Below are 12,318 nucleotides of genomic sequence, written 5' to 3'. Positions count from 1 at the left end.
ACAAATTCGATCTATCTTTTTTTCATATGGCAAGCAATCGTTAGAGGGTCGTTCCGTTTCTACGGAAAGACCTTTTTTGTTTTGGGCAAGCGTTGCCGAAATTACGAGAAGTTTATATATCTATTTCAGCTCAGGAAAATTTCTTTTCCAAAACCCAGAAAACCATTGGCACTTTCGGTTGGCCATAGATACCAAAATCAGGAAAAGGCTCAGTCACCCCTTCAAATAAATAGCCATTGCGTTGGTACCATGCAATCAGTTCTGTGCGCAGGTTAATTACCCGCATAAAAACAGCCGAACACTGTTTTTCTTTTGCATAAGCATCGGCAGCATTTAATAATTGCTTACCAATACCAAAGCCTTGTTGCTCTGGCCATACACTCAGCATACCAAGGTAGATTCTGTTGCTTTGTTGCTGGAGGTACACACAACCGAGTATTTCGTTTTCTACATTGCGGCAGGTAAGGATTACACCAGATGCATCTTGTAATAAAGATGCTAATTGGGTTTCATCGGTTCTTATCTCACCTTCAATGATATCTGCTTCTGTGGTCCAGCCTTGTTTGCTGGCTTCGCCGCGATAAGCATTGTTGACGAGCTTTTTTAATACCGGAATATCTGCTTGTGTGGCAGGAATGATCTGCATCATAATTGTTTGATTCTATAAATAGCTACTGGCGGATCAAAACGTTGATCATATTCATTCGAACGATAAATCTTGCGCACGATATCCATACCGCTAACCACTTTGCCAAATGCAGCATAGCCTTGTCCGTCTGCATTATTCTCACCGCCAAAATCAAAACCGGGTTGGTCATCCACACAAATAAAAAACTCTGTGCCTGCTGTGCCAATAGCTTCGCGTGCCAGAGAGATGGTGCCATTCAGGTGTTTGAGTCCGCTCTGCTGTGTGGTTTCATGTGGAATGCCCGGAATGGCAGCAGCCAGTTTGTTATTACTTTTCCAAATACCACCTTGTATCAGATTGGCCTTGGGTGCATTGCTGGGTTGGTTTTCATCATTCAATACCCGATAGAAAGAACTGTTTTCGTAGTAATTGGAATCTACAAAGCGCAGGAAAGCAGCAACAGTCTTAGGTGCTTGTTTAGGATACAATTCCAGTTCTATCGTTCCATGCTCGGTTTCGATTTCAATATGCGGGTTCTCGTAAGCCGGCCTGCAATTCCAAAAACAAATAATGATGAATAGATAGCGCCACATAAGGTGAAGTTAGGATATCAAAACATGTGTATCAACAATGCCAGTAGCGATGCGATCAATGTACTTAGAAAATTGACAGCATTATTACCAAGCCGGCCTTTGTTTTCTGCAAACTCACCTAGCCAAGTATCTGCAAGATTGCCGATGGTACCCGCTATCAGTAGAAGGCTATATGCAGGAAAAGCCAGCCAGTGGAACACAAGCGCAATGAAGAGATTACCTAGTATTCCGGCAATGGTGCCTTCAAATGAAATAACGCCATTATCGCCTGCACGCGCGTTGCTGTTTCCAAACGGTCTGAACATGCGCTTACCCCAGATCATACCAAGTTCAGACGACCAGGTATCGGCAGTTGCTGCAGCAAATGCAGCACCCATTCCTAAAATCCATGCATCCTTTTGTTCGGGTACAACAAGTAAACCAAGCGCACACAACAATGCTGCACCACTATTGGCCAAGACTTGTGTGGCATTTCTTCCATTTTTTTCTGTTGTGCCGGAACTGAATTTTTGTTTTTCCTTCCCGCGATAGCGAGTAACCAATGTGCCTGAAACAAAAAATACTGCCAATAATACCAATCCGGTATGTCCGGCTGAATAGTATAAACCCGCAGCCACAAATACACCGGTTGCTGCTCCGGCAAGCGTAACTGCTCGCTGGTACCATGCGAGCAATGCCAATGCAATTATTCCGCCATAGATGAACCATTGCATGGCACTAAGTTCAGGCATAAAACTTATTCACGATATGGTTTTTACCTGAGCTGCCACCTTAACTTGCGCCCATGCAGAACATTTTACAGGGATTGAATGAACCGCAGCGCGAAGCCGTTCTGCATATGAACGGACCGCTGATGATTGTGGCAGGCGCAGGCAGCGGTAAAACCAAGGTGCTCACTACACGAATTGCCCATCTGATGGCCCAAGGCGTGGATGCTTTTCGTATTCTGGCTTTGACTTTTACAAACAAAGCCGCCGCCGAAATGAAAGAACGTATTGAACGCATTCTCGGCAATAATGATGCACGTAATTTATACATTGGTACTTTTCACAGTGTGTTTGCACGCATCCTGCGTGGGGAAGCAAACCGCATCGGCTATCCTAACAACTTTACGATTTATGATACAGATGATAGTCGCTCTGTACTCAAGACTGTCATCAATGAACTGAATTTAGACGATAAGCATTACAAACCCAATGTAGTGCACAACCGTATTTCTCAGGCTAAAAACGCATTAGTGGGTCCTGCCGAATATGTAACTGACTATTATATTCAGCAGGAAGATATGCGCGCCAACCGTCCGGCCATTGCACAGATTTATCAGGCTTATGCAGCACGTTGCTTCAAGAATGGCGCCATGGATTTTGATGATCTATTGCTGAAGATGTATGAATTGCTGAAAGATTTTCCGGAAGTATTGCATAAGTACCAGCACAAGTTTCAGTACATCTTAATTGATGAGTATCAGGATACCAATCCGGTGCAGTATCAGATCACCAAGTTGCTGGCAGCAGTACATGAGAATATTTGTGTGGTGGGCGATGATGCGCAGAGTATCTATAGTTTCCGTGGTGCCACCATTGAAAATATTCTGCAGTTCCAGAAAGATTATGAAGATGTGAAAGTGGTAAAGCTGGAGCAGAACTACCGCAGTACCAAAAGTATTTTACATGTAGCCAATCATGTGATTGCGAATAACAAGGGACAAATACCCAAAGAACTTTGGACAGATAATGATCATGGTGAAAAAATTCGTCTCGTGCGCACCATGACAGATAATGAAGAAGGCAAGTTTGTATCTGATACCATTCAAGAACAAAAACTGCGCAATCATTATAACAATAGAGATTTTGCGATTCTCTATCGTACCAATGCACAGAGCCGTGCATTTGAAGAAAGTCTGCGTCGCATGGGTATTGCTTACCGCATTTATGGTGGTGTAAGTTTCTATCAGCGCAAAGAAATCAAAGACTTCTTGGCTTATCTCCGCATCATTGTGAATACCAAGGATGAAGAGAGTTTGAAACGAATCATTAATTATCCGGTAAGAGGGATTGGTAAAACTACGATTGAAAAAATCGGCATTATTGCTTACGAGCAGAACATCACTTTCTGGGAAGTATTGACGCGCGCTGCTGAATTTGGTTTTAAAGCGGGTACGCTGGAATCACTGAGCAATTTCGTGACCATGATGCGTTATTTCCAGAGCCTGCTCACAGATAAGAATGCGTATGATGTAGCTGTTCAGGTAGGTAAGCATACGAATCTGGTTAAAGAGCTCTTCAACGATAAGACCACTGAAGGTTTGGCACGATACGAGAATATTCAGGAATTGCTGAACTCCATTAAAGAATGGACGGAGAGTCCTGATAACGAAGATGGTGAAGTTGGCAGCAAATCATTAGGCGCTTATCTACAACAGATTACTTTGTTAACCGATGCTGATAATGAAGAAGAGAATAGTGATGTAGTGAAGCTGATGACGATTCACGCAGCCAAGGGTTTGGAGTTTCCTGTAGTATTTGTAGCTGGTGTGGAAGAAACCATTTTCCCCAGCGGCATGAGTATCAATACCAGAGAAGAACTGGAAGAAGAAAGACGTTTGTTTTATGTAGCAGTTACACGCGCCAAGCATAGACTTTGGTTAACCTATGCCAATGCGCGTTATCGTTTTGGTAGTCTGGTACAAAATGAGCCAAGTCGTTTCTTAGAAGAAATGCCGGAAGAATTTTTGGATAAGTCGTATGCAGGCGGTGGGGCACGCAATAGCGGCTTTAGCAATATGGGTTCTGCATTTGAACGCATGCAAAGAGGTTTTGGTGGCAATGATTATAACGATGTTAGAGATGCAGAAAAGAGATACGGTCCGCCACCAAGCAAAAAGCCTGCAGCACCATCTAAGCCAAGTTATTTACCGGTACAACCACCCGCACCCAAAGTAGTAGAGCATAAACCATCGGCAGATTTTGTAGCGAGCGATACGAGTAATCTGCAAGCGGGACAAAAAGTAGAGCACCAGAAATTTGGTTTTGGTGTAGTGGTGAAAGTGGAAGGCAGTGCACATAATCCGATTGCCAATATTCAATTTGAGTTGAATGGCGAGAAGAAGATCATGCTGAATTATGCCAAGCTGCGGATTGTAGAGGAATAGCGAATCATACTTTGTCCCTCATCCAACCATATCAGACAAAATGGGCTGAAGATTTTCAGCTACTAGCAGAACATTTGCAAGCGGCATTGGCGGACTTACCTATTCGCATTGAGCATGTAGGCAGCACATCGGTAGTTGGTTTGGCTGCCAAGCCAATTATTGATATGGATATTGTGTTTCCGCAAGGAATCAGTTTTGATGCTGTTCGCACCAAACTAGAAGCTACAGGTTATTACCACAACGGCAATCAAGGAATCATTGACAGAGAAGTTTTCAAAAGACTCAATACTGTTGTGCATCCTGTATTCGATAGTATTGTGCATCATTTATATGTATGTCCGGAAAATAGTGTTGAGCTAGACAGACACCTTCGTTTTCGCGATGCACTAAAGGCAAGTGCAGCAGCAAGATGGGCTTACGAGCAACTGAAATTGGAATTAGCTGAGCTTGCTGGGCAAGATCGAAAATTGTACGCAGCATTAAAGGAAGCGCGAGGTGCTGAACTGGTAGAAGCCATTCTTCGTGGCGATTTTGGTGCATCGAAATAATGCAAATGGATTATTGCAAAGCCTCTACTCATGTTGGAGTTTTACCAAAAACCCGGCATGAAAAAAATCACCTTATTGGGTATTATCACTTTTGTGCTTTGTCATACTATTCAAGCACAAAGCTTTGCTGAGCTAAAAACAAAAAGAGGTAAGCAGGCTTTTACGGATGGCTTTTTTGGCATTTACGCGCGCTTTACTACGCTTGATGGAAAATATACAGAACCTTATTCTGGTTTAACAGGTAATCTCTTTCTAAAGAAAGACCGATTAAAGAAAGGACAAAGACGCTACCGATTTGAGCATCCACTTGTGGGTGATTTTCTTTTTGTGATAGCGCGAGATGGTTCTGCTATTTTGAATGATCGTTTACCACCAACGACTAAAACGGAACAAAATTTCAGCAGCGGCTGGATGGGCTGGCATCGTACCTATTGGAATATCATCGCGCAGCCGAGAAAAATCATCAGTGTGGGGCTGAGTTATGGTGATTATATTTTTGGCAGCAAACGCGCATGGAGTGGAACACCTATTCGTATTCAGGAACCTGCGGGCTATTATTTTTATGTTGGACCTGCAGTGTTAGGTAGTTTTCTCATCAACAAAACAACTTGGGTAGATGCTTATGCGAATGTGGACATCAATGTAACCAAGGCGGCCAAGCCTACCAGCGGCTATCAGGAAGTAAAGGGCTATCCTTTGCCTAAACATTTTGTATTAGGTGCAGATGTGTACACAACAAGTAAATGGTATGGTGGAGTGCGCATCAATCAATTGTTTGATGCGGGTGCGCAAAAGGATCGTGCAACGCGAATAGACCTCAGTGCTGGCATCTTTTTCACTTTATAGTTGAGTTGTCTGTACATATTCGGGGATGATTTGACAGATAGGAAGTGGCGCAGTAATGCGTCACTTTTGTTTTGTAACTTCCTCAAAACAATTGTATGCGATTTTTAGTACTCATTTGTTTGCTCTGTATTTGTGAATTGATTTCTGCACAATCCAAAGTGCGTATGAATCATACGGCTATCTATGTAACCAATCTGAAGGCTTCGGCAGATTTTTACAGAGAAGTGATAGGGCTAGATACCATTGCCGAACCGTTTCGTGATGGTAAGCATGCTTGGTTTAAGACAGGTGAAAAAACTTCCTTGCATATTATTGAAGGCGCCATCCAAAAACGCGAATATTATAAGAATCAGCATACTTGTTTCAGTGTATCGAGTCTACATTTATTTATTGAAAAGCTGATCAACTGGAAGATTGGTTTTGAAGATGTGCAGGGCAAGAAGGGTAGGTTTACGACCCGTGTAGACGGCGTACATCAGATTTGGTTGCAGGATCCGGATGGGTACTGGGTTGAGATCAACGATGAGCAATAAGAATGCATCAAAATTTATAAGCGATTTTTGTTTAATCATTATTATAATTGATTAAAAATAAGTTCCACATATAAGTTTTTTTCATGCATTCATAATTGTTGTAATATGCTGAAAATCAAGTGCAAATACCAAAATTTTTCAGCATTGAATAGTGAAAAGCCATAAATTGCAATCGATTGCAATCCAAGCATCCTTGCCTAAAGACTACCCCCCAATTGTTAAAAATGAAAGGCAAGTAATTTAATGAACATGAACTATCTGTTGGACGACCCCCAACTTGAGGATAGGCTCTATTTCACCAAAAACCATGAGTGGGTTTTTTTGGATGGAAGAGTTGCGTACATCGGTATTACTGAATACAAATGTGCGCCCTGTAAGGAGGGGCCTGCATTTGAAATGAGTGGCGTTTTTACTTATAAGCACGAAGGCGCTGCTTATGGTAAAGTTCGCTGCGGCGAGCTCTCTATTGATATCAATATGCCTGTAAGCGGAAAGTTGGTACAGGTAAACAGACAACTATTGACTAAGCAGAATCTCGATTTCAAGTCGATTCGTGTGCCCGACAACTGGCTGGGTATGATTTTGTCTGATGAAGTGAGCACTTCCGACTTACTTTCTCCTCAAGCATATCTGGAGGTACTTGCTTCAAAGCAATAATGCAATTACTGAAGCCATTGTGTTTGCCTCGAACTCAATTGGAAGGCAGTTAATTCAGCGTTGACTAATTGCTGGTCTTCCACAGCCAAGGCCCCACAGATGGCGCCATATTGCATACATGTAGATAAGGCTAGCTGCTGCATCCAACCAAATAGAAAGCCGGCAAAAAAACTATCACCAGCGCCATTGCTATCTACAATTCTATCAACAGGATAAGCCACTTGTTCTATCCATTCTCCCTGCTTCGTAAGGAGGCTTGCGCCTTGTTTTCCATGTGTACATATGACCAACTCTTTTCCTTGATCGATTAAGTGCTGCATCACTAACCGATAATCTTGTAGATTGTCAGAGCTTAAGTGGATGTATTGTGCAGCATCAATAAAATCCTGGTGATAAGGATTTTGCCCATCATAATCATGCAGGTCCGTCCAGATTGGTTTTGCATCATTCTTTAATAGTGGAATGAGCTGTCTGCAATAGTTGATAATATTCAAGACAATAATATCTGCTGCAGCAATTGCCTGATTGATGGCAGTGAGGTTATACGCAATCTGTTCAGACGATTGCGTGATAAACATAGATATCCGTCCACCTTGCGCATCCATGATATTGATATGTCGCTCTGTACCGGCAGGATCTATATCATATATCAGGTCAACACCATTGGCTTGCAGAAAATCAACAATTTTTTTCCCGTATGCATCATCACCAAGTACACTGTACAAGGTATTCGGTACGCCCAGTTTAGTTAAAGCTAGCGCTTTGCCTGCTCCGGTTGAGCCACAGCCTTCATGAAAAGGCGCCTGGTGAATAGTGGTTGGTATAGGCGCAGGTAATTGTTCAAGATGCACAATGTGATCAAAAGTAGTTCCACCTATAACAAATACTTGCTGCATATCAGTGTTTGAATTGATAATGAAGCTGTACTAGTCCTTTTGGATAGGACTTGCTATGTACAAGTTGTAGATTTTGTTGTATGGTGTTATCACCAAACAAACGAATGCCATCGCCCAGCACTACAGGAATGATGGAAACAATCAATCGATCTACCAGCTGTAATCGAAGTAATTGCTGAACAATACTGGCGCCACCATCGCAGAAAATATGCTTGTCGCTTTTGATCTCTTTCAGCAATGCGACCAGTGCTTTCAAGTCGCCAGTATAAAAGCGCAGGTTGCCTTTTGGTTCCTGCGCTTTTGATGAAATGATATAACAGGTTTTATCTGCATGCGGAAACTGATCTGTCAATCGCATGACTGTATCAAAGGTTCTTCTGCCGATAATAACCGTATCGATGGTTTGAATAAAATCAGCATAGCCATAGTCCTCACCTTCCTGTTCTACTTGTTGCAGAAAGCTGAGATCATCATTGTTTCCGGCAATAAAGCCATCAACACTCATGGCGATATAGACAATCAGTTCTCGCATGAATCGTTTTTAAAGTTACAGCTTAGGGCTGAGGTGCAATGGGTTCAGGTACTACGTTTTTTACCGGAGGAATACTTTTCAGATAAGCAAAAATTGCGCGCACATCTTCCGGCTTCATTGCCTGATAAGCCTGCCAGGGCATGGGTGGCAATAATTTTCTGTTGCCTGCTAATCCTTTTGCATCGCCATGCTGAAATGCGCGAATAAACTGCGCTTCAGTCCACATACCAATACCGGTAGAATCTCGTGTTAGATTGGCTGCGAAGGACGTTCCCCATGGTCCTTTTACTGCCGTACCATTAAAATGGAATAGCGCCCAGTTTCTGGAAGTCATTGGATCTGCGGCGGGTAAACTCAATGCTGCCGGGTGACCAGCAAGTAGCAAATTACTATCTAAAGCCGGGCCTTTATCGGTCATAATTTTAGAAGTATGGCAATCATTACAACCTGTAACACTCACCAGGTATTTCCCTTGATTAATCAGAGCAGTATCCGTTAGTGGCAAGTCCGCTGTTTGCTTTGTTGTTTGTTGGCAGGCAATCATTGATAAGAATCCTGCTGCGAATAAGATCTTTTTCATGTTAGTCTGGATAAAACAAACAATGCCCATCACGGGCATTGTTGATGAATTAAAAAATTAAAATGCGATACCTACAGTTAAACCGGCTCTTACACCAAAGCCATTTACACCACCGGGTAAATCAAAATTATCTGTGCCGTCAATTACCTTAACAGAGCCCGTGTTGTAAGAAGGACCGGCAAACATGTCTACACTGATACCTTTAGTAAAAATCCATTGCTTACCAATCAGTAAACCACCACCAAAAGTATTGAGGGTTCCTTTGTTCATCAGCTCAGTGATTTCATAGTGCTGATAGCGTAGAAAAGGTGCCAGATAAAATCCTTCCATGGCGCCCTTCTCTGATGCGTAGTAGCGAAACTCGGGCGTAATACCAAAGCCTCTGAGTTTAAGTTCATCGAATTTGCTGCCGGTATAAAAAACACCGAGTTGTAACGAGCTGTTAGTGCCAATTTTTCTTTCATAGAAAAATGAACCTGTTCTTACTAAGGGACTCAGCATATTCACCTTAACCAAATTCTTTTTCTCTCCGTCTTGTGCGCTTGCAACCAGGCTTACCAGCAGCGCACCTGCAATCAATAATTGTTTCATGGTTTTATTATTTTGTGCGAAGCTATTTTCGTGAGTAGTCTTTCAGCATCACATGAATGTGTGAATCTGAACATGATTACCGAATAGAACTGCTGTTTAATGGCATAATGATGTAGTTACCCTGATCATAGATGAGGATACCGGTTACATAAACTTTATGTGTTGGAATAATCTGGTTACGAAAACTTGCAAATGCATGTGTTCTTACAATTGCTGTTTTGCTGCCATCGCTGATGGTTCTATCACCATAGAAACTCAACTGGCCATTGGCTTCAGGAAAACGTACATCTGTGATGGTAACCAGCTGACCTTCTTTATTAGGTCCTTGATACAATTCACTTAAAGTATAGCTCTTCACCAATTTAAGATCCCAGCCAATTACTTGCGCATCGGTTGTGCTAACCCCACTCATTTCCAAAGCGCCATTTCGCTCTCTTAATTCACTGCCTTGTTGCAGCTGTATTGTTACAAGTTCACCCGCACGAAGGTTATGTGATTGATTGAAGTGAATTGCAATACCTCCGGTTTCGTCTTCAACATATGCAACGCTTGATTCTATATTGTCTTTAACAGATGTGATGACGCCGCCAATGGTAATCGGCGCAAAGAGATACATGGGTGTGCCGGAGTAATTATTCCTCAGACTGGCAATTTTGGTGTTTGCAATAGCTTGTTTATCGTCTTCTTCTATGGTTAATGTGTGAAGATTACTTATACCAACTTCAAATGCACCTTGTGTATGTACAACGCTGAAACGAATTTTTCTGTTGGGTTGAATCTGTTGATCGTTTACCGGCTTTACATAAAAGCGAATGCTTGTTTCTCCCATTCTTACAGGTACACGAATTTTTCCATTATTCAATTCAGGAGTCGTGGTAAAATGTGTACCATATCCACCAAGGGTAGTATTAAAGGCAATATCTACATAGCCATCTGAAATGGCAAGAGGATTGATATTGAGAACAACTTCTTTGTGATGGTTGCTGGCTTCATTTACCTTACTGTCATTTTGTGCAAAGCCGATTACTGCAACAGTTTCATCATCTAAGAGCTGAAGCCTTACACTATGTCTATTGTCTAGAGCAACGCTGCTTTTTTGCGCATCAATTTCTACTACAACAAGTCGTTCTCCATTCTTAATTTGATTGTTGATTGGGATAATTTGAAGTGCAGCTTCTCTGCTACCCCGGGCTATAGGAATTTCAATAAATCCATCTACTGCCACAGGATTGGTTGTAAAATCTATCCCATACTGTGCGGTTTGAGGATTCAGTTTTAAGACCAGCTTTTCTTCTTTATTGCTAGAGGCGGATAATTGAATTTGGGTAGTGGTTTCTGTCCCTGATTCGGTAACATGAATTACATCTTGTACAAATCCTGCTTTGATAGGCAACAATTGCTGTGAACGATCTGGTATCGGTGTATCCTTTTTATTACAAGCGGTCAGTAATAATATTGCTGCTACTATAGCAATACATGTCTTCAAAGAAAAATGCAGCTTCTCCATATGTTTTGATTTGAATGCAAAACAATATGAGGAGCTGCACTATAAAAATCACATGATAATGTGAATATGTGCTATTAGCTGTTGATGGCAATCACATATTTATTTGTGTGCAGACATCGACTGCTCCCAAACCAATTGTCCTTTATTGTTAAAGAACTTGATGCCGGTAAACGCATCTTTATTTTGAAACCAAGCTCCATTTGGTTTTGACATGCCAATGAGCAATCGACCATTTTCGCCACCAATCACCAAGCCCTTGGTGCCATCTTCCAATGCGATTACATGCACGGCTTCACCTTCGCCATCATCCACACCAATCACACTCCTGGCTTTGCCATCCTTTGTAGTGTTCACACCTAGGCCACCCATTTCCCAACCCTCCTTGTTGTTCCACATTAATCCGGATGCTTCAAACATTCTTTTGCCACTGTTGGGGTCTGCCAGTTTATCACCCAGCAGCACCCGATCAAAGCCCTGTTCATTCATAACAACCATTCCATAAGTACTGTGGTAGTAATTTTTATACCATTCCATGTATTGATTAGGATCATCATAATTTTTGGACCAATATTTTCTCACTAAGGCGGTGTCAGTTCTTACTCTGTATCTAGATGAGGGAATAGGTGCGCCAATCAGAATTCTGTCTCTGCCCAGGCTGTCTTCAATGATGATTCCCTTGGTTCGTATTAGCCGCGCAGACTCGTTTCTGGTAAAGCTGCTCACTATGAGGAATGTGATTAAGATACTACAGCTGAGAAGGCCAAGGCTTAATAAGCGTATTTGTTTTTTGAGTTGACTAATTTCTGTATGCATGTTTATTTGTTTTCTGGTAAGACTGCAACTACTTCAATTTCCAGTTTTGCTTCTGGCATGAATAACCTGTTAATCTGTACCCAGGTAGAAGTGGGATAATCACCACCATACGCACGCTTTCGCACATGGTTCAAAGCTTTCATCGCTTCAATATCTGTTGTATAGATGGTTTCTTTCATGACGTTTTGTAGCGATGCACCAAAATGCTGCAGGCTTTTCTCAATCACTTTATAGACGTATGCCACATCTTTTTCTGTGATATTCACAGCCACTGTTCCAGATACATAGATGGTATTACCGGTTCTGATTACCTGTGTATAGCCACCTACAGTATCTTGTTGCCCCAGCGAAAAGTGAAACTTTTCTTTATACGGATGCGTTTGTGCATATGTTACAGCACCCAGAAATAATGCTAACATGAGAACTACTATTTTTTTCATACT

At 42.0% G+C, this 12,318-nt stretch carries 15 protein-coding genes; 5 read left to right on the top strand and 10 right to left on the bottom strand.

Annotation, left to right across the window (positions count from 1 at the left end; translation table 11 throughout):
- Window positions 1–130: 130 nt before the first annotated feature.
- The 3 genes from J0L83_10350 to J0L83_10340 are packed head-to-tail and all read right to left on the bottom strand — an operon-like array spanning window position 131 to window position 1,952.
- Complete coding sequence (locus J0L83_10350; GenBank protein ID MBN8664968.1) at window positions 131–649, bottom strand: GNAT family N-acetyltransferase; 519 nt, start codon at window positions 647–649, stop codon at window positions 131–133.
- Window positions 646–1,221 (bottom strand): peptidylprolyl isomerase, encoded by a 576-nt coding sequence (locus tag J0L83_10345; GenBank protein MBN8664967.1) that lies wholly within the window; start codon window positions 1,219–1,221, stop codon window positions 646–648. The genes J0L83_10350 and J0L83_10345 overlap by 4 nt, the downstream gene beginning before the upstream one ends.
- A gap of 17 nt (window positions 1,222–1,238) precedes the next feature.
- On the bottom strand, window positions 1,239–1,952 hold the full coding sequence (locus J0L83_10340) for a DUF92 domain-containing protein (GenBank protein MBN8664966.1): 714 nt from the start codon (window positions 1,950–1,952) through the stop codon (window positions 1,239–1,241).
- A gap of 53 nt (window positions 1,953–2,005) precedes the next feature.
- Between J0L83_10340 and J0L83_10335 the strand changes: the two genes are divergently transcribed.
- The 5 genes from J0L83_10335 (at window position 2,006) to J0L83_10315 (ending at window position 6,956) form a co-directional block, all read left to right on the top strand.
- Entirely contained in the window at window positions 2,006–4,372 is a 2,367-nt protein-coding gene (locus tag J0L83_10335) for a UvrD-helicase domain-containing protein (GenBank protein MBN8664965.1), read from the top strand.
- Window positions 4,373–4,383: 11 nt separating this feature from the next.
- Entirely contained in the window at window positions 4,384–4,920 is a 537-nt protein-coding gene (locus J0L83_10330; protein ID MBN8664964.1) for a GrpB family protein, read from the top strand.
- Window positions 4,921–4,977: 57 nt separating this feature from the next.
- Window positions 4,978–5,766: a hypothetical protein gene (locus J0L83_10325; protein MBN8664963.1), complete on the top strand. Its 789-nt coding sequence runs from the start codon at window positions 4,978–4,980 to the stop codon at window positions 5,764–5,766.
- A gap of 95 nt (window positions 5,767–5,861) precedes the next feature.
- Window positions 5,862–6,299, top strand: coding sequence for a VOC family protein (locus J0L83_10320; GenBank protein MBN8664962.1), 438 nt, complete (start codon window positions 5,862–5,864; stop codon window positions 6,297–6,299).
- A gap of 249 nt (window positions 6,300–6,548) precedes the next feature.
- Entirely contained in the window at window positions 6,549–6,956 is a 408-nt protein-coding gene (locus J0L83_10315) for a hypothetical protein (protein MBN8664961.1), read from the top strand.
- Between the two features lie 5 nt (window positions 6,957–6,961).
- On the opposite strand, the gene J0L83_10310 is transcribed toward J0L83_10315, so the two are convergent.
- From J0L83_10310 to J0L83_10280, 7 genes are all read right to left on the bottom strand, one after another.
- Entirely contained in the window at window positions 6,962–7,852 is an 891-nt protein-coding gene (locus tag J0L83_10310; GenBank protein ID MBN8664960.1) for a carbohydrate kinase family protein, read from the bottom strand.
- Between the two features lies 1 nt (window position 7,853).
- Window positions 7,854–8,384: a dihydrofolate reductase gene (locus tag J0L83_10305; protein ID MBN8664959.1), complete on the bottom strand. Its 531-nt coding sequence runs from the start codon at window positions 8,382–8,384 to the stop codon at window positions 7,854–7,856.
- A gap of 22 nt (window positions 8,385–8,406) precedes the next feature.
- The gene (locus J0L83_10300; GenBank protein MBN8664958.1) at window positions 8,407–8,964 is read right to left on the bottom strand and encodes a c-type cytochrome; all 558 of its coding nucleotides are present in this window, start codon (window positions 8,962–8,964) and stop codon (window positions 8,407–8,409) included.
- A gap of 57 nt (window positions 8,965–9,021) precedes the next feature.
- On the bottom strand, window positions 9,022–9,555 hold the full coding sequence (locus tag J0L83_10295) for a DUF3575 domain-containing protein (protein ID MBN8664957.1): 534 nt from the start codon (window positions 9,553–9,555) through the stop codon (window positions 9,022–9,024).
- A gap of 76 nt (window positions 9,556–9,631) precedes the next feature.
- The gene (locus J0L83_10290) at window positions 9,632–11,062 is read right to left on the bottom strand and encodes a hypothetical protein (protein MBN8664956.1); all 1,431 of its coding nucleotides are present in this window, start codon (window positions 11,060–11,062) and stop codon (window positions 9,632–9,634) included.
- A 99-nt stretch (window positions 11,063–11,161) separates the two neighbouring features.
- The gene (locus tag J0L83_10285; protein MBN8664955.1) at window positions 11,162–11,875 is read right to left on the bottom strand and encodes a hypothetical protein; all 714 of its coding nucleotides are present in this window, start codon (window positions 11,873–11,875) and stop codon (window positions 11,162–11,164) included.
- A 2-nt stretch (window positions 11,876–11,877) separates the two neighbouring features.
- Window positions 11,878–12,315 carry a RidA family protein gene (locus tag J0L83_10280; protein ID MBN8664954.1) on the bottom strand — a complete coding sequence of 146 codons (438 nt, stop codon included), beginning with the start codon at window positions 12,313–12,315 and terminating at the stop codon, window positions 11,878–11,880.
- Window positions 12,316–12,318 lie beyond the last annotated feature (3 nt).

Source organism: Chitinophagales bacterium (genome assembly GCA_017303835.1).
In the GTDB taxonomy this organism is placed as follows: domain Bacteria; phylum Bacteroidota; class Bacteroidia; order Chitinophagales; family Chitinophagaceae; genus JAFLBI01.
The sequence above is the reverse complement of the archived record's forward strand: the minus strand, read 5'-3'. Positions and strand labels throughout refer to the sequence as shown.